Source organism: Arthrobacter sp. KUASC02 (assembly GCF_059739395.1).
Genome location: NZ_AP046053.1, coordinates 3,738,572 through 3,755,334, shown reverse-complemented (window position 1 = coordinate 3,755,334; position 16,763 = coordinate 3,738,572). Strand labels below are relative to the sequence as shown.

Genomic DNA, 16,763 nt, shown 5'->3' with positions numbered 1-16,763 from the left:
TCAGATCCGCCGGGCAGGAAAGGGGCCCCTAGCTCCGTGCGGAGAGGGTCTTGTCGCGGTCCTCGAAGACCTCTTCGCCCGGGCCGGTGAACGCGCGGGACCGCTCGATCGCTTCGACCGAGCCGGTAAAGAGCTGGGAGTCCTGCGGATCCGACTGCTGGCGCGCGTGCACCGGCCGCCCGGACTCGACAGTCTCGCTGGACTCGACTGACTCGCTGGACTCGACTGCGGGCTGTCGGGGCATCGCCCGGGAGGGCGCAGGCTGCACGGGTTCCCAGCGCATGTGCGGCAGCGACTCCGGGTGGCCTTGCTGCAGGAAGGTGACCATGGCCTCGCGGATGAGGCAGCGCAGGTCGAAAAGGGCGGCGCTGTCCGCGGCGCTCACCAGGATCCGCACCCGGACGTAGCCGCCGGTGGCATCGGTGATCTGCAGGATACCCACGCGCTCGTCCCACAGTGCCGTTCCGTCCAGCACGGTCCGCAGTTCGGCGCGCATGTCCTCGATGGGTGCTCGCCAGTCGAGATCGAACTCCACGGTGCCCATCACCTCGGACTGCCGGCGGGTCCAGTTCTCGAACGGTGTGGTGGTGAAGTAGGTGGAGGGCAGGATGAGCCTGCGGTCGTCCCAGATGTGGACCACCACGTAGGTCAGGGTGATCTCCTCGATCCGTCCCCACTCCTTCTGGACCACCACAACATCGTCCACCCGGATCGCGTCAGTGAAGGCGAGCTGCATGCCGGCGAACACGTTCACCAGGGAGGTCTGCGCGGCGAGTCCGGCCACGATGGAGATCACGCCGGCAGAGGCCAGCAGTCCCGCGCCGAGTGCCTGGATCGCGGGGAAGGTCAGCATGACGCTGCCAACCGCCAGCACCACGATGAGCGCAACGGCGATCCGTCGGGCCAGGATCATCTGGGTCCGCAGGCGGCGTGCCCGGCGGTTGTCGGCCACGTCCACGCTGTAGCGGCTGAGGACCAGGGCCTCAACGATCAGCAGCACGGCCACGGCGAGCCAGGCAAGGGAGCCCATGAGGGCAATCAGGAGGAGGTGGTCGACGGCGGACCGCCACCCGCCGTCGTCCGTCGTCAGCGCCAGGGCGATCCGGACGCCGATCAGGCAGAGGGCCAGGCGGAGGGGGAGCCGGGCCACCCGGGAGGTGGACTGCAACTCCGGACGGCGCCGGTTGAGCCGGAGGACGGTCTTTCGGATCAGCCAGGAGAGGACCAGTCCAGCCGCCACGGCGAGCGTCATGGCCAGGAAGGGCATTGCCGGGGTGAGGAATTCTTGCATTGGTTAAGCTCTATCAAGCTTCAGGGAAGAGCCTAAATCCGGGAGGGGCTCGGGCGTGGCGATAACATTTGGACATCGATTGGATTTATTGCTAGGGCTGAGGCCCTCCGCAGTCCAGAATTGAGGAATTATTCGCGGTCTCATGAGATTCAGGAGAACAGATGCACCGCTCAGCACCCTCGGCCATCGCCGTCTCGGGGGCCCTATGCCTCGCTTTTCTGCTGGTTGCCTGCGGCCCGCCCGCCTCGTCACCGTCGACGACGTCTCCGGCAGCCACCGCCACCCCGACAGCTTCGACCACCGCCACCACGTCGACCACCGCCACCGCCTCACCGTCGGCTTCCTCCACACCCGAAGCAGGGTGGAAGTCCTACACGACCGCGGACGGCCTGGCCTTCGATTATCCGGAAGACTGGAAGATCACCGAGAAGGCCGGCGACGCGGCCCCCGGCGGGGTGTTTCTGAACATCACCAACGCCAACGGCAAGAACCTGGCGGACCTCCGGACCAACATGGTCACCGGTTCCGAATGCACCGTCAAACAGCCGTTCGGTGTGTATGAATCAGTGCCCCTGCCGGCACTGGAGCAGAGCGGCAGCGTGCCCCGGTACACCTTCGAGACGAGGACGGACACCACCGCCACGGACCCCAAGCTCATGACCCTGTTCGCGTACGGCATCACCACGGCGCCCGAACCCACCGGAACGGAAGCGTGCCCCATCTTCCACTTCTTCACCTGGCCGCCCAGCGGTGCGATGTTCGGTGGCGTCTACGATCCGTTCGACACCACCCCCGGCAATGAGATGCACGTGGACACCCCCGAGGTGTACATGGGTACCCAGGAGTACAAGAACATCAAGAAGATGATCACTTCCCTGCGGCCCGCCTAGGCGGACAGGGCCAAACCAGGAAGCGGCCGTTGCGCACTGCGGGGCAACCCGCGGTGCGCAACGTTTTGGCGGCAAATTGCCCCCGCCCCGGGCGAGTCGCCTGCGGGCGGGGCCACAATGAGTTCCTCAGCTGGATGAGGAGGATTGCATGCGCCGATCAATGAGGCCCGGCTTTCGATCGTCCGGACCGGCACGTCCCGGAACAGCACGTTCGGGAGCAGCAGTTGCTGCAAGCGCCTGCCTCGCAGTGCTCGTGGCAGCCTGCGGGCCGCCACCCGCCCCGCCGGACCCTGGATCCGCGACGGCCACGGCACCTGCCACTTCAGCGGGCGGAACGTCGGGCGCGACGGCGAACGGGACTGCAAGCGGTACCGCTACCGGTTCCGCGAGCGGGACAGCCGTGCCGCCAAGCGCGACGGCGGGCGCCCCGCCGCCTGAACCGGCGCCGTCGAGCACGTCCCCGAGCCTGTTGCCGTCCCCCACCCCGTCCGGCTGGAAGACGTTCACGACGTCGGACGGTGGCTTGACGTTCGACCACCCAGGTGACTGGACCATCAAGGATCCGGCCGGAAAATCGCCGCTGGGCGGAGAACACGTGGACGTCCTGAACGCGGCAGGGAAGCCGATGGCTGTGCTGGAGACCAGGATCGTGACCGGATCGGAGTGCGTGCAGCAGTACCCGTTTGCGGTGCTGGATTCCGAGCCCATGACAGCCCTGGCCGAGAAGGGCGTGGCGGACGGGAACGCACCCCGCTTTATGTTCGAGATCCGCGGAGACGCACAGGCGCCCGCTCGGACCCCCGAGACCTTCGCGGCCTACGGCATCACGATGGTTCCGGAGGAGATCGGGACGTTGGCCTGTCCCATTTTCCTGCTGTTCCGGTGGCCGCCCAGCGGGGCCATGTTCGGGGCCGGCTACGACCCGGCAAACAACACCACGCCCGGCGATCCGTCGCTCCCGTACTGGGAGAAGGCGAAGCTGTACGCGGAGACGGGGGAGTACCGGAATATCCGGCGGATGATCACCTCGCTGCGGCCCGCGAAGTAGCATCCGGCGGCCTGCGCGGGCTCCTTGACTGGCCCCGTGGGGCCGCGCAGACTCGAATCAGGACACGGTCCGATCAGTAGTCGGGATTCTGATGTACGCACTGGGGAAGCAGCGGCTCGCGAGCGGTGCGAAGGCAATGGCATCCGCCCTGGCGGCCGTGTGCGTGGCGGTCTGTGCGGCGCTTTTTGTTGCGCTGGGCCTGGGCGGCTGCACGCCGGTGCCGAACACGGAACCAACATCCACGGCAAGCACCGGGCTGCCCACGGCAACCCCGCCCCTCCCCGGTGAGAGCGGCCCTCCCGGCGGCCCTGCCGAAAGCAAGCCCGGCGCCGGCCCGGTCCCGACAGTGCGCCCGCCAGCATCGTCGCGTCCCACCTCCACTGTCTTCGAACTTGCCCGGCGGGCCAAGGAGATCCTGGAGACCTGTGTCCGGGGCGAGCTGACCTTCAGGCCGCCGTCGCCGATGCGGCAGGGGGAGACCAGGGAGTTCGTCCTGCACGTCACCCTGGGCGATCCCGGCGCGGGCCATGAGAAGAACATCCCCGGACCCAACCCGGTGCAGACCCGCGAGCCGATTGTGTGCGAAGAGATGCGCGCTGACCTGTCCGGCCCGGACATGACCATTGAGCGGGCCGGAAATCCGGGCGGTGAGATGCTGGTCCCGGAACAGGGCGTTGCGGAGTGGCGCTGGTGGATCACGCCCAAGGATCCGGGGCGGAAAACCATGACCCTGCAGCTGTTTGCCACTGCAGAGGACGGGCCGGACCTGAGCCTGGAGACGTTCCGGGAGGACATCCAGGTGGAGATTGAACTGGGCTATGTGCTGAGTTCACTCGTGAAGGACTGGGCGCAGCCGCTGGGCGTGACCATCCCGGTTCTCGTCGCTGCCATCGGCACCATGCTGGTGTGGTCGCGGTCCAAGCACGGCAAGGCCAAGCATGCCGCGAACACGAAGCCGGCGGACCCGCCGGGTGGGGAGCGGAACACCCCGCCGCGACGCTACATTGGAAGCATGGCTCACGCAGCAGATCAGGACCTGGGGCCGGACGTCCGCCTGCAGGCCCGCGTCGAGGGCGTCGTCCAGGCGGTCGGCTTCCGGTACTGGACCGTGCGGAAGGCTGAGGAGCTCTCGCTGACCGGAACGGTGCGGAACGACGTCGACGGTACTGTCGCCGTCGTCGTCGAAGGGCCGCAGGCGATGGTCCTGGAGTTCCGGCGCTGGCTGAGGTCCAGCGACGCGCCGGGGCGCGTGGACCACGTGGAGGAGTCCGTGTCGCCCGCGACGGGCGAGTTCAGCAATTTCGACGTGGTGTACTGAGCCGGGACAAGGTCACTCCCAGGCGCGTCACTCCTAGGCGCCGCCACTCCTACGAGCGGTTCTCCCGCTGCAGGGCGGCGTCGTGCTCGGCGTGGGCCTGCTTGAGCAGATCCATAAACTCCGTTTCGTCGCGGATGAGCCGCTTGTATTTCTCCGGGAGCTTCCTGAGTTCCTGTTCCTCGCGGAGCATCTTGTTGAAGATTTCCTCGCGCTCGGCAATGCCCGTCTCGTAGTTCAGGTCCACGTATTCGGTGGCGTGCCGCTTGGCGCCGGAAACCATGTTCTTGGCCTTGCCCTTGGGGCTGTAGATCGAGGCAAGGACGGTGACTACGAGGACGCCGATGATCACGGTCAGCGAGAGGCCGGTGCTGATCTCGATGACGGTCACGTGTTCGCCGCCGTTGATGAACGACAGGTTGTTTTCGTGCAGCGCGTGGAGGATGAGCTTGACGCCGATGAAGCCGAGGATCGCGGCCAGGCCGTAGGAGAGGTAGATGAGGCGGTCCAGCAGTTCGTCGATGAGGAAGAACAGCTGCCGCAGGCCCATCAGGGAGAATGCAGTGGCCGTGAATACGACGAACACGTTCTGGGTCAGGCCGAAGATGGCGGGGATGGAGTCCAGCGCGAACAGGATGTCCGTTCCGCCGATGGCCACCATCACCAGCAGCATGGGGGTCAGGACGCGTTTGCCGTTTTCCACGGTGAAGAGTTTGTCGCCGTCGTAGTGCTGTGACGCGGGGAGGAACTTCCTGGCAAGCCGGACCACCAACCCCTCGGAGTCGTCGTCGTGCGAATCCGGCCTGAGCAGGTTGCCGGCGGTGATCAGCAGGATGAGGCCGAAGATGTAGAACACCCAGGCGAAGCTGTTGATCAGGGCGGCGCCGAGGAAAATGAAGCCGGTGCGGGCGATCAGGGAGAAGACGATGCCGAACAGCAGCACCTTCTGCTGGTCCGCACGGGGGACTTTGAAGCTGGCCATGATGATCAGGAACACGAAAAGGTTGTCCACGGACAGGGCCTTTTCGGTGACATAACCGGCGAAGTACTCCGTGCCCATGGTGGGGCCGCCGAAGATCAGGACGCCGATGCCGAAGACCAGGGCGATGCCCACGTAGATCGCTGACCACGTGGCCGACTCCCTGAGCTTGGGGGAGTGCGCCTTGCGGACGTGGAAGAAGAAGTCGAAGGCCAGCAGGCCCACGATGCCGACGACGGTCAGTATCCATACGTAAAGGGGGACCTGCATGCTGCGTGCCTTCCGGTCGGTTGGGGTTGAGTCAACCCTACCGGGCGAGGGTTACTGGCTGCCTGCTACTGGGCGGTGTCTGCCCAGCCTTTGCTGGACGGGCCGCCGTCGGCTCCGTCCTGACAAAGCCGGAAGGCGACGTCGGCGGCCTGCGCGACCGCCGCCGCTGACGACTGCTTGGAACCGGCGCTGCCGGTGGCCGTGCCTGCGGTGGTGCCGGCCGCGAGTCCCGCCGCGTAGCCCACCATCAGGGCGGTGATTGGTGCCGCGGCGTGGGTGACGGACCGCGCCGACTCTCCGGCCAGGTCCAGGATGAGTTCGCGGTCAAAATCGAGGTCCAACAGCTGCAGGGCCTGTGCCAGCCGGTGGCTCCATTGGTCCAGGATCTGGTTTTCGTTGTCGTTGGCGGTCATGGGTCGCTCCTAGGTCACGAGTACGGTCAGATGTGTGGTCGGGAAATAACGGCAGATGCCTCGAGGTTAGGCTGTAGCGAGAGCTGCTATCAAGGAGATTCCCGATGAGTGATGTGACCATCCGCCAGAACCCGGACCGTGAGCGCTTTGAAGTGCTGGTCGCAGGCACCGTGATCGGCAAGGCGGCGTACAAAGAATACGACGCCGGCGACTCGCCGCAGCGGATTTTCTACCACACCGTGATAAACGAGGAGTACGGCGGCCAGGTGCTGGCAGGCAAGCTCGCCACCGCGGCACTGGATGAAACCGTGGCCGCCGGGCTGCGCATCGTCCCAGTGTGCCCCTACATCAAGAAGTTCCTCACCAAACATCCCGAGTACGCCGCGAGCACTACCGCCACCACACCGGCCCACCTCGATTTCCTCAGCGGGGCGCTGGCCGCGCGGGCTTGAGGGTAGCGCGGCGGGCTTGAGGGTAGCGCGGCGGCGGCGGGCGTAGCGAGGGCCGTCGCAGGCGCGGCGGGCGTAGCCAAGGCAGCGCGACGGCCATGGGTTTCGCGTGGCGCCACGCGCTGGCGTGGTCGGGCTGCCCGGTTAGGCTGCGATCCACTTCTCCCAGTCCGGCAACGGGTCAACGGGCAAGCCCGCGGGTGGATCTGGATCGAAGGGAATGTCCGGAGGCGCGTCTGGGTCGAAGGCACCGGGCATCCACGGCGGTTCCCAGTCGTACCCTTCGCTGAGGTAGCGGCGACCCGAGGGTGCCACCCAGCCCGGCGGTGCGTCGGTGCCCGCGCCGACAGGTTTCCAGCCGGTGGTGTGCCTGAGCCGGTGATGCCTCCGGCAGGGCTGGTTGAGGTTGGAGACGCCTGTAACGCCGCCCTTGTGCCAGGGCGTGACGTGATCCGCCTCGTTGTCGAGGGATTGGTTGTTGCAGCCAGGGAACGGGCATTTGCCATCCCGGAGGCGGAGCCACTGGAGCATGGCCACCGGGATGCGGTAACTGGAGCGTCCGATCTCCAGCGGTGCACCGGTGCCAGGGTCAGTCAGCACGCGGTGGAAGGACGTGGCGCCGTTTGCGACCAATTGGCGAGCCATGCTGGGCGGGATGGGTCCGTACCCATCCAGGTGGGCTGGTTCTTCGGTGGCACCCAGCAGGGAAAACACCGGCACCGTGACCAGTACTTGCGCCTTCGGCGACGGGACACCCTCAGCGACACCGGCGACCAGCCATTCTGCGGCGGTGTCTGCCCGGAGCTGGGCAAGGTTCCGCGGCTCCGCCGGCCCTTGTAGGGTCCTGGCTGCGGCAGTGGCGCGTTGCCAGATGGAAGCGGCGGTGTCGGCAGGCAGGTAGGCGGAAAGCCACGCCATGCCGTCGCGGTCCGGAGTGTATTCCAGCCGCCGGTCCTCAACGCTGGCCTGATGGCGTCGTTCGATGCTGACGGGGTGGTGGCGCTCCCGCCATGTTCGTGCTTTGGTGCGGAAGCGGGACGGCACCAGATCTCCAGCCGGACAGCCCCGCGCAGCGTTAACGGCGTCCGGGTCCAGGAAGTGCGCTTCCAGAGCGGCAGCCGCCGCCGTGTCGATGCCGGTGGTTTCGTCCACCAGGATCCGGGCGTGCTGCCAGGAGATGGTCCCGGCCTGAAGGGCAGAAAGAGTCAGCGGAAGTGCCGTGGTGAGCTGCCGGGTCTCCTGGAGGAAAGCTTCAGCGGTTCTTTCGCTGACGGTCAGGACGCAAGCTAGCTCGGCGACCACACCCATCGCCGCGGAGCACCGCTCCTGGGGCGACGCCGACGGGGATGCCATGGCTTTCGTCGCCTCCGCAAAGGTTTCCGTCAGCCTGACCTTGACGGCTGCGGTGCGGGCCTCGATGTGGGCCACCTCGCTAAGGCCGTCCAGGCAGACGTCAGCCAGTTGCCGCAGATGGTCCGAGCCGGTCCCGCTGGCGAGCCGCGAACCATCCCACACGCGATGCAGCTCGGCAACGGACGCCGCGACGGCGTTCAATGCCGTGACCACTGCGTTGTTTTCCATATTTACAGTTTGGCGGGAGGGTCCGACATTTAACACTGCCGGCTAGTCGCACTGCCCGCTACGCTCGACCTATGCATTCCCACGATGAGCCCCTTCCGCACCGGCCGAGGCGGGTCCTGGTGGCAGGAGTATCGGGCGCAGGCAAAACCACCTTGGCTGCGCGGATCGCGGCTATCACGGGCGGCAAGCACACGGAGATTGACGCTCTCTTCCATGGGCCGGACTGGACGCCCCGAGGGGAATTCATTGCCGACGTGCACAGGCTGGTGGGCACCGATTCGTGGACCACCGAGTGGATGTACGATGCCGCGCGGCCACTGCTGGCTGACAAGGCGGACCTCCTCGTTTGGCTCGACCTTCCGTTCCTTCGCGTGACCCTTCCCCGTGTCCTCCGGCGAACTGTCCGCCGTCGGTGGCGCCGCGAAGAACTCTGGAACGGCAACATTGAAGCGCCGCTCCTGTCCTTCTTCACAGATAGGGACCACATCGTCCGGTGGGCTATTCGGACGCGGCGAAAGTACTCCGGGGTGATGCCGCAGTTCGTCGCCGAATACCCGCATGTCGTCGTCGTCAGGCTGAGGTCCCAGCGCGAAGTCGAACAATGGCTCGGCGGATCGCTGATGCCTGCCGTCACCGGTTGACCGGTCCTCGGGCAGAATGGGACCGTGATCTCGCCGAACGCAACAGTGAACCGCAAACCAAAAATGTCGCCGGGGGCGTGGGTGAGCCTCGCCATCACAGCTCTGGTTCTCTGCCTCGGGCCGGTGCTTATCGTCGTCGGCACGCTCCTCGTGGATGCCGACGACGAGCTTGCGCGGAGCGGGGAACGGACGGTGGGGTTGATTGTTGATTTTGACGACGTAAGGAAAGCCTCCGCCCGCGACATCAGAGTCGAGTACCAGTCCGCCGACGGATTCGTTTACTACACCTCGGCCGCCGTGGACCATGACCAGCACCCGGTGGTGGGCGAGGAAGTCACAGTGGCGTACCAGGAATCAGATCCAGGCAACGCAACGGTCCTCGGGTATGAAAGCGACGGCGTATCTTTGCGGGGGATGGGCGTCCTCCTGACTGCCCTTTTCGGGGGAATCGGCGTCTTCGTGTTGATCAGTAAGCTGCTGGGCAAGAGGAAGGACCGCAGGAAGCGCACGGACTAGCGCCTCGGGCGACGCCCAGAAAGGTGAGGATCGGAATGCCAGAGACCGTTGAGGCTGTCCTTCACGACGGGTCAAGAATAGCTGTCACGGCTCAGGGGGAGGGGCCTGCGCTGCTCCTGCCAGTCCGGCTGGAACCGTATGGGACCGTCGAGGCCGAGACCATGCGCAAATGGGGCGGGGATCCTGACGTGGGACCGGCCTTGGTCCACGGGCTTTCCAGGTCAAACTGCGTGATCGCGGCCGACTACGAAGGCCACAGGATGGCCCATCCTGCGGCAGACACGCTGACTCCCGGTCACCTCGCCGCCGATCTGCTGGCCATTGCGGACGCCGCGGGAGCCGACGTTTTCGGTTACTACGGATACTCCTGGCTTGCGTTGAGCGGGCTCCAACTCGCCCTCCGCACGGACCGCCTCCGTGCCCTGGTGATGGGCGGTTTTCCGCCCGTGGACGGACCGTACCGGAGCATGTTGGCGGTCACCCGCGCCGCACATGCGATGTCCCAGGCGACGTCCGCCAAGTCTCCTGGCCAGTCCACTGTTCCGGTGGCCGAGGCCGAACCGGGAGACTGGGACCACGTTTCCGTCCAGACCACCGAGGCGCAAACGCGGCAGTTCGTCACCCTGTATGAAGCGCTCCAAGGGTTCGACGACTTTGCCGCCGAAGTGCCGCCGGACTTGCCGCGGCTCGCCTTTGCCGGTGCCGAAGATCAGATTGACTACAGCGCCCAATGGGGCGGGGTCCGGGTGCGGATCGGTGAACCCCTGGCCCAACACCAGGCGGCCCTCATCGCTGCAGGTTGGGACGTTCAAGTCCTTCCCGGCTTGGATCACCTCAGCGCGATGCACAGCTCAGTGGTGCTGCCGATTCTGACCGGCTGGCTTCAGAAGATCGGATGGGTAAGGCGGCCGGCTGCTGATTAGTCTTGGACCATGGACTTCCAGATCCGCCAGGCCACGCCGGATGATGCCGACGCCCTCGTGCGCATGCACACCCTGGTCCACGAGGAGTGCTACGCACGCCAGTTGTCACCCGAGTTCTTCCGCGCCCGCCGGGCCAGCATTCCCCAGCGCATCGAACAGCGTCGAAAATCCCTGGCAACCGCTGACCCGCGTCTCATTGCCTTGGACGACAGCAACGAAGTGGTGGGATTCGCCGATGCCGGCCCGGCACTCGACGCGGACGCGCCCGAACAGCTGGAGCTGTACGCGATCTACATTCTCCGGCGCATGTATGGCAGCGGCCTGGGGGCTGCCCTGCTGCACGCCGCCGTCGCCGATTCACCGGCGTACCTCTGGTTGCTTGAGGACAATCCCCGGGCGCTGGCCTTCTACCTCAAATACGGCTTTCGGGAGGACGGTGAGCGCAAACTGCTGCCGCCAGAATGGGAGGAGCTGCCCGTGATCCGAATGGTCCGGTCAGCCAAGCCCTAGGCTAGTCCGCGGTCTCCTCGGGTTCCCAGCGCAGCAGGTCGCCCGGCTGGCACTCCAGCACCTCGCAAAGGGCTTCGAGGGTGGTGAAGCGCACCGCTTTGGCCCGGCCGTTCTTGAGCACCGCCAAGTTTGCGGGCGTGATCCCGACGCGGTCCGCGAGTGCTCCCACGGACATCTTGCGCTTGGCCAGCATCACGTCGATGTCGACGACGATCGGCATCAGATCACCTCGTCGAGTTCGTCCCGCAGGTGCCTGGCTTCGGCATCGCGGGCCACCGCCTGTGCCAGCAGCATTCGCAGTACGACGACGACGAGCGCCACTCCGGCGATCAGCACGCCGGCGCCTCCGATCAGGAGGACGACGCCGGGGGCGACGGATTCGCCCGGGGCGAGGACGACGCCGAGCCCGAAGGTCAGCAGTGACGCCGCGGCGATGGCTCCCGTCACCACATCCACGTAACGGAAGGCGGCGTGCGAGAACACGGTTCCGCGCCGCACCATCGTCAGCAGCCGCCAGACGCAGACCATGGTGACCTGGACGGCGAGGATGCCCAGGAGGACGATCACGAGGACCGGCACACTGACGCGGGCGATGTCCGGGCCCAGGTCCTCGTTGAGGTCCCGGGCCAGCAGCGGAACCATCACGGCCTGCACAAATACCGAACCGGCGAGTCCCATCGCGAGCACAATCCGCAATGCGAGGACAGTCAGCTTTCCCATCAGATCTCCTAGGGTGTCGAATAACAGTTGGATACTATCGATATTCGATAGCTTGGACAAGCGGACCCGGCGCGTGACTCCTCGAAAGGCCAGCCCGCAAGCGGACGCCCGTGGTAGCCTGCCGGGCATGGCCGTGGACCCTTCCCTGCTCACCTGGCTGCTCGACTCCGACCCGGCGCTCCGCTGGCAGGTGGAGCGCGACCTTGCGGGCGCGCCGCGTGACACGTGGGAAGCGACCCGGTCCAGTCTGGCGACGGAGGGCTTCGCCGCACGGCTCCTGGCCCTGCAGGATGCCGACGGCCAGTGGGCGGGCGGTGCGTTCTTCCCCCGAGACTTTGACTTCCACGGCCCCGAGGCAGCCGACGGCGCGGGGCAGCCGTGGACCGCAACCACGTGGACGCTCAACAGCCTCCGTGACTGGGGCCTCGATGGAGCCGTCCTCGCCGGCACCGCCGAATTGCTCGCCGCGAACAGCCGCTGGGAGTACGACGACCTGCCGTACTGGGGCGGTGAGGTGGACTGCTGCATCAACGCCTACACGCTGGCCAACGGGGCATGGCTCGGGGCAGACGTCTCCGGAATCGCCCAATGGTTCCTGGACCACCGCATGGCCGACGGCGGCTGGAACTGCGAGTGGGTGGAGGGCTCCACCCGGTCGTCCTTCCATTCCACCCTCAACGCGCTGAAGGGCCTGCTGGACTACGAGGCCGCGACCGGCGGAACCAGCAGGCTGCGCGCCGCCCGCCGGGCCGGTGAGGAGTACCTGCTGCAGCGCCGGCTGCTCCGCACCCTGTCCACCGGCGAAATAGTGGGCCCGTGGGTGACGCGGTTCGCCTACCCGTTCCGCTCGTTCTATAGCGCGCTCAACGCGACGGACTACTTCCGGACAGCAGCCCTGCACGACGGCGCCGCGCCCGATCCGCGGCTGGCCGAAGCCATCGAGACGGTCCGGGCCGCCCGCCGTCCCGACGGTACATGGCTGCAGGAGCGCCGCCACCCGGGGCGGGTGTGGTTCGAAGTCGACGTTGCCCCGGGCGAGCCGTCCAAGTGGCTGACCTTCTTCGGGGCGCGGGTGCTGGACTGGTGGGACGGGGCGGACGGAGCGAACGGGCACGTGCGGCCCCGGTGAAAGGGACCGCACGTGTCCGTTCGCGCTTACCAGGCTGTTCCGGATGAGGGACCACCGGCCTATACCGCCCGGCAGTCCTTGTGGGTACCGTGGCCTCATGCAGAAGATATCGATCGAGGCCCTGGCCCGGCAGCAGCTCGCCGCCGCGCTTGCAGCGAGCAACGGGCGTGCCGCAGACACTGTCTATGGCGGGCATGAGAAGGTGCTCCGCCAGACCGTGATGGCGCTCAAAGCCGGGACGCAGCTGAGTGAGCATCAGAACCCGGGAGACGCCACGGTCTATGTCCTCCAGGGCAGCCTCCGCCTGCGCGCCGGTGAGAACTCGTGGGACGGCAAGCCGGGTGACCTGCTGATCGTCCCGGACGGCCTGCACAGCCTGGAAGCCGAGGAGGACTCGACGTTCCTGTTCACCGTGGCGAAGGGCACGACGCGGCCGTAACCAAGTTCGGCCTGGCGCGCCGATGTAGGCAAGACTGTTTCCGTGAGCAACAAACCCCGGACAGCCCTCGCCGTCGCCGGCCTCAGCCTGGGCACGTCGCTGAACCCGTTGAACTCGTCCATGATCGCCGTTGCCCTGGTGGTGCTTCGCGCGGACTTCGGGCTCGACGTCGCCACGGTCACCTGGGTGATTACCGCCTTCTACCTCACCTCCGCGGCTGGCCAGCCGCTGATGGGCCGGATGGCGGACCGCTTCGGGCCGCGGCGCCTGTTCAATTTCGGGATGGTGCTGGTGGCAGTGACCTGCGCGCTGGCGCCTTTTGCCCCGAACTTCGCGCTGCTGTGCGTCGCCCGGGCCGTCATGGCGCTAGGGACGGCGACGGCGTACCCGAGTGCCGTCGTCATTGTCGGTGCCCTGGCCCGGAGCGCCAACGTGAAGTCCACCAGGCCGCTCGGCCGTATCCAGATGGCCAACACCTCCGCGGCGGCGGTGGGTCCGGTGGTGGGCGGGCTGCTGGTGAGCCTGGTCGGCTGGCAGGCCCTGTTCCTGATCAACGTGCCGTTGTCGCTGGCGGCGCTCCTCATTGTCCGGAAGTACGCCCCGGTGGACGAGGACCGGGAACGCGGCAGCGCCGCCGAACTCCTCAGGGACTCGGACATTCCCGGCATCCTGGGCTTCGTCGGCTCCCTGACGCTGGTCATGATGGCCCTGCTGAACGTGCTGCCGGACGCGCGCTGGTGGCTGCTGGCCGGCGGTACCGTGCTGGCCGGGCTCTTCGTCTGGCGCGAACTGAAGTTCAGCCCGCCCTTCCTGGACCTGCGGCTGCTCGGCAGGAACCGGCCGCTGCTGCTGGTCTACCTGGGCTTCGCCGTGTTCAACGGCATCTACTACTTTGCGTTCTTCGGCCTGCCGCAGCTGCTGCAGGAAGCGGCCGGCTACGATCCCGGCGTCGTGGGTCTCCTCATGCTGCCGCTGGCAGCAATGTCCGTGATCGCGACGCCGTTCGCGGTCCGCGCGATCGATCGCTTCCGTGTGCGGCGGGTGCTGATCGCCGGCGTCCTGTTCCTGGTGGCCGCCGCCGGAGCCATGTGGCTGCTGACCGCCTCCTTCGCCATCCCGCTGGTGCTGCTGCTGACGGCCCTGATGGGCATTCCGTGGAGCGTGGTCAGCATCGCCTCCAGCCAGGGAATGTACGTCTCCACCCAGCCGCACGAGCGCGGCGTGGCCGCCGGGATCTTCCAGACCTGCCGGTACCTGGGCGCCATTACGGCCACGGTGATGATCGGCATCTTCTACGGCAGCGGCGTGAACCAGGCCAACTGGGGCCTGATGGTTCTCACCATGCTGGTGCTGGGGGCGGTCGCCTTCGGCGTGACGCTGCTGTGGCGGGAACGGAAATGAGCTGTGGGGTGCGGCCCAAAATGAGCGCCAAAACCACGCCGTAAGGACCCCCGCCCGCGCCCTCCGAAGCGCCCATCCGCGCCCCGATTTCCTTGTTTTCACGCCATATTGACACCCAGATGGTGCGGGAATACTGTCTGCCTTAACGGGGTCCTTCCGCCCCGTTTTCCAATATTTTCGGCGCTGACCCTGGGCCGCTTCTGCTTGGCGACGGCGCCAGCGAGGAGGGTCCCATGTCTTGGGAAATGTCCGGAACATACGTCGGCAACTGCACCTGCTCCCTGATCTGCCCCTGCCCCGTGGACGGCGTGCCCACCGGCCCGGACGGCGAGTGCCGCGGGTTCAACGTGTTCCATATTGCGACCGGCGCGATGGAGGAAACGGACCTGTCCGGCGTCGACTTCGCGTTCTTCAACTGGTTCCCCACCCACCTGACCGCAGGCGGCTGGAAGGTGGGGGCCGTCGTCGACGAGGGCGCATCCGATGCCCAGGTGGACGCACTCGAGAGCATCCTCCGTGGCCGGGCCGGCGGCCCGTTCGGGGATTTGGCTGCGCTGTACGGCGAATGGCTGGGACTGGAACGCGCAAGTGTCTCGTTCTCCGACGGGGATACTCCGTCCGGCTCGGTGGCGGGCCGCGTGGTTGTCACCTTCGAGCCGTTGCCCGGGCCCGACGGCGGCGTGACCACCGTGAAGAACGCGATGTTCGGTTTCGCCCCGGAGTTCCGGATCGGCAAGGGACCGGGGCACCCGGACCGCTTCGGGATGGAGTTCGACGGCGTATACGGCGAGACGTCCGACTTCACCTTCGCCAGCGAAATGGCCGAGGGCGCCCCCAAGGGCCGCGGCTAGGCCCCGCGTGATGTACCACCGCAAGCTGTTCAGGAGGGTGGGTGTGCAGCCGGTGGCGCACGCCCACCCTCAGGTATATGCCAGGCCGGCCTCCCGGATCGACCCGCGGGAAGCCGGGCTCGTCGCCATCCTCCTGGTGCTCGCAGCGGCGAGCTGGATCTTTACTTCAACCCAGCTGAGCGGAATGGACATGGGCCGCTGGACGGACCCGGGGCCGCTGGGGTTCTTCGTGGCCACCTGGGTGGTGATGCTGTCGGCCATGATGTTTCCGTCCGTGGCGCCCATGGTGGTGGCGTATGACCGGATCCAGCGGCACCGCAGGGTCACAGGACGGTACGCGCCTGCCGGGGCAACAACTGTGTTCGTGGCCGGATACCTGCTGGCCTGGACAGCCTTCGGGCTGGTGGCCTACTCGCTGTACATGTCGGTCGCCTCGCTCGCGCCCGGGCTCTTCGGCTCGGACCAGGGCGGACGTTACCTGGCAGCCGGCGTGATCCTGGTCGCGGCGGTCTATCAGCTGACCCCCGCCAAGAACGTCAGCCTGATGAAATGCCGGACGCCCATGGATTTCATCCTGCACCGCATGCGGCCCGGCTACCGGGGCGCACTGGTGATGGGTGTGGAGCACGGGGCATGGTGCGTCGCCTGCTGCTGGGCGCTGATGGTTGCCCTGTTCGCCCTCGGGGTGATGAGCGTCGGCTGGATGGCGCTGATCGGTGCCTTCATCGCCGCGGAGAAGATGCTGCCCTGGAAACGGCTGGCCAACCGCTCCGTTGCCGTGGCGCTCGCCGTGATTGCGCTCGGCATTGCCCTCACCCCCGCGGCGACGGCGGGGATGGGGATGTAACGTGCCGCCGCCGCTGAGTGCGGGCGGCCATTGACCGGGGGAATTATCCAAAGGTCTCACCGAACAAAGGAGCCGACAATGTCTGAAGGAACTGGACTCCTCAGGCGGTTTTACGAAGAAGTGTTGGCGGGCGGAAATCTCGCCCTGATCGATGAATTTGTGCTGGACGACATCCAGGACCACGAGGACCCGATGCCCGGGCAGCCGCCGGGAAAGGACGGCGTGAAGTTCTACACCAACGCCATCCGTGCGGCGTTCCCTGACCTCACCGTCCAACTCGATCCGGCGTTGGCCGACGGCGACCTTGAGGCTGCCCACGTGGTGCTGTCCGGCACGCACACGGGGGAGTTCCTGGGTGTTCCGGCAAGCGGCAAGAGCGTGCAATTCAGCAGCGCGGACATCATCCGCATCCAGGACGGGAAGGTGGCCGAGCACTGGGGTTCCTCCGACACGCTGAGCCTCATGCAGCAGATCGGCGCCGTCCCGTCACAGACAACGGACGCGAGCGCCGGCTGATAAAGGTTCCGGCCAACAGAGTTTCCCGCCGCCG

At 66.7% G+C, this 16,763-nt stretch carries 21 protein-coding genes; 14 read left to right on the top strand and 7 right to left on the bottom strand.

From position 1 onward, the window contains the following. Positions 1 to 28: 28 nt before the first annotated feature. Positions 29 to 1,291, bottom strand: a complete 1,263-nt coding sequence (locus AC6JAC_RS17245; protein WP_028271980.1) for a mechanosensitive ion channel family protein — start codon at positions 1,289 to 1,291, stop codon at positions 29 to 31. 161 nt (positions 1,292 to 1,452) lie between these two features. Here AC6JAC_RS17245 and AC6JAC_RS17240 point away from each other — a divergent pair, with 161 nt between their 5' ends. Further along, entirely contained in the window at positions 1,453 to 2,181 is a 729-nt protein-coding gene (locus tag AC6JAC_RS17240) for a hypothetical protein (protein WP_051628994.1), read from the top strand. A 126-nt stretch (positions 2,182 to 2,307) separates the two neighbouring features. Here the strand turns inward: AC6JAC_RS17240 and AC6JAC_RS17235 are convergent, their stop codons facing one another. Then, positions 2,308 to 2,688: a hypothetical protein gene (locus AC6JAC_RS17235; RefSeq protein WP_497965723.1), complete on the bottom strand. Its 381-nt coding sequence runs from the start codon at positions 2,686 to 2,688 to the stop codon at positions 2,308 to 2,310. 16 nt (positions 2,689 to 2,704) lie between these two features. On the opposite strand from AC6JAC_RS17235, the gene AC6JAC_RS17230 reads away from it, so the two are divergent. Next, a complete protein-coding gene (locus AC6JAC_RS17230) occupies positions 2,705 to 3,229 on the top strand; it encodes a hypothetical protein (protein WP_231511312.1) in 525 nt (174 codons plus the stop codon). A 1,012-nt stretch (positions 3,230 to 4,241) separates the two neighbouring features. After that, a complete protein-coding gene (locus AC6JAC_RS17225; protein WP_051629004.1) occupies positions 4,242 to 4,547 on the top strand; it encodes an acylphosphatase in 306 nt (101 codons plus the stop codon). A 49-nt stretch (positions 4,548 to 4,596) separates the two neighbouring features. On the opposite strand, the gene AC6JAC_RS17220 is transcribed toward AC6JAC_RS17225, so the two are convergent. Both AC6JAC_RS17220 and AC6JAC_RS17215 read right to left on the bottom strand, forming a co-directional pair. After that, a complete protein-coding gene (locus AC6JAC_RS17220) occupies positions 4,597 to 5,793 on the bottom strand; it encodes a TerC family protein (protein ID WP_028271984.1) in 1,197 nt (398 codons plus the stop codon). A 65-nt stretch (positions 5,794 to 5,858) separates the two neighbouring features. After that, positions 5,859 to 6,206: a DUF6457 domain-containing protein gene (locus tag AC6JAC_RS17215; protein WP_028271985.1), complete on the bottom strand. Its 348-nt coding sequence runs from the start codon at positions 6,204 to 6,206 to the stop codon at positions 5,859 to 5,861. Positions 6,207 to 6,310: 104 nt separating this feature from the next. Here AC6JAC_RS17215 and AC6JAC_RS17210 point away from each other — a divergent pair, with 104 nt between their 5' ends. Then, positions 6,311 to 6,658: a GNAT family N-acetyltransferase gene (locus AC6JAC_RS17210; RefSeq protein ID WP_497965720.1), complete on the top strand. Its 348-nt coding sequence runs from the start codon at positions 6,311 to 6,313 to the stop codon at positions 6,656 to 6,658. 141 nt (positions 6,659 to 6,799) lie between these two features. Here the strand turns inward: AC6JAC_RS17210 and AC6JAC_RS17205 are convergent, their stop codons facing one another. Next, complete coding sequence (locus AC6JAC_RS17205) at positions 6,800 to 8,236, bottom strand: HNH endonuclease signature motif containing protein (protein ID WP_051628995.1); 1,437 nt, start codon at positions 8,234 to 8,236, stop codon at positions 6,800 to 6,802. Positions 8,237 to 8,307: 71 nt separating this feature from the next. On the opposite strand from AC6JAC_RS17205, the gene AC6JAC_RS17200 reads away from it, so the two are divergent. Genes AC6JAC_RS17200 through AC6JAC_RS17185 form a run of 4 tightly spaced genes read left to right on the top strand, consistent with a single transcriptional unit; the run spans position 8,308 to position 10,826 of the window. Then, positions 8,308 to 8,877, top strand: a complete 570-nt coding sequence (locus AC6JAC_RS17200; protein ID WP_051628996.1) for a P-loop NTPase family protein — start codon at positions 8,308 to 8,310, stop codon at positions 8,875 to 8,877. 24 nt (positions 8,878 to 8,901) lie between these two features. Then, on the top strand, positions 8,902 to 9,393 hold the full coding sequence (locus tag AC6JAC_RS17195) for a DUF3592 domain-containing protein (RefSeq protein WP_028271989.1): 492 nt from the start codon (positions 8,902 to 8,904) through the stop codon (positions 9,391 to 9,393). 35 nt (positions 9,394 to 9,428) lie between these two features. Beyond that, positions 9,429 to 10,316, top strand: coding sequence for a hypothetical protein (locus AC6JAC_RS17190; RefSeq protein WP_028271990.1), 888 nt, complete (start codon positions 9,429 to 9,431; stop codon positions 10,314 to 10,316). 9 nt (positions 10,317 to 10,325) lie between these two features. Beyond that, entirely contained in the window at positions 10,326 to 10,826 is a 501-nt protein-coding gene (locus AC6JAC_RS17185; RefSeq protein ID WP_028271991.1) for a GNAT family N-acetyltransferase, read from the top strand. 1 nt (position 10,827) lies between these two features. Here AC6JAC_RS17185 and AC6JAC_RS17180 read toward each other — a convergent pair whose 3' ends face one another. Both AC6JAC_RS17180 and AC6JAC_RS17175 read right to left on the bottom strand, forming a co-directional pair. Then, positions 10,828 to 11,046: a helix-turn-helix domain-containing protein gene (locus AC6JAC_RS17180; protein WP_497965717.1), complete on the bottom strand. Its 219-nt coding sequence runs from the start codon at positions 11,044 to 11,046 to the stop codon at positions 10,828 to 10,830. After that, positions 11,046 to 11,546, bottom strand: coding sequence for a DUF2975 domain-containing protein (locus AC6JAC_RS17175; RefSeq protein WP_497965715.1), 501 nt, complete (start codon positions 11,544 to 11,546; stop codon positions 11,046 to 11,048). The genes AC6JAC_RS17180 and AC6JAC_RS17175 overlap by 1 nt, the downstream gene beginning before the upstream one ends. Before the next feature lie 127 nt (positions 11,547 to 11,673). Here AC6JAC_RS17175 and AC6JAC_RS17170 point away from each other — a divergent pair, with 127 nt between their 5' ends. The 6 genes from AC6JAC_RS17170 (at position 11,674) to AC6JAC_RS17145 (ending at position 16,729) form a co-directional block, all read left to right on the top strand. Next, the gene (locus AC6JAC_RS17170) at positions 11,674 to 12,675 is read left to right on the top strand and encodes a squalene cyclase (RefSeq protein ID WP_497965713.1); all 1,002 of its coding nucleotides are present in this window, start codon (positions 11,674 to 11,676) and stop codon (positions 12,673 to 12,675) included. 97 nt (positions 12,676 to 12,772) lie between these two features. Beyond that, positions 12,773 to 13,114 carry a cupin domain-containing protein gene (locus tag AC6JAC_RS17165; RefSeq protein WP_028271994.1) on the top strand — a complete coding sequence of 114 codons (342 nt, stop codon included), beginning with the start codon at positions 12,773 to 12,775 and terminating at the stop codon, positions 13,112 to 13,114. A gap of 42 nt (positions 13,115 to 13,156) precedes the next feature. Further along, the gene (locus AC6JAC_RS17160; protein ID WP_497965711.1) at positions 13,157 to 14,515 is read left to right on the top strand and encodes an MFS transporter; all 1,359 of its coding nucleotides are present in this window, start codon (positions 13,157 to 13,159) and stop codon (positions 14,513 to 14,515) included. Between the two features lie 233 nt (positions 14,516 to 14,748). Next, positions 14,749 to 15,366: a DUF1326 domain-containing protein gene (locus AC6JAC_RS17155; protein ID WP_028271996.1), complete on the top strand. Its 618-nt coding sequence runs from the start codon at positions 14,749 to 14,751 to the stop codon at positions 15,364 to 15,366. Positions 15,367 to 15,376: 10 nt separating this feature from the next. Beyond that, on the top strand, positions 15,377 to 16,213 hold the full coding sequence (locus AC6JAC_RS17150) for a DUF2182 domain-containing protein (protein WP_028271997.1): 837 nt from the start codon (positions 15,377 to 15,379) through the stop codon (positions 16,211 to 16,213). A 78-nt stretch (positions 16,214 to 16,291) separates the two neighbouring features. Then, a complete protein-coding gene (locus AC6JAC_RS17145; protein ID WP_043439110.1) occupies positions 16,292 to 16,729 on the top strand; it encodes an ester cyclase in 438 nt (145 codons plus the stop codon). Positions 16,730 to 16,763 lie beyond the last annotated feature (34 nt).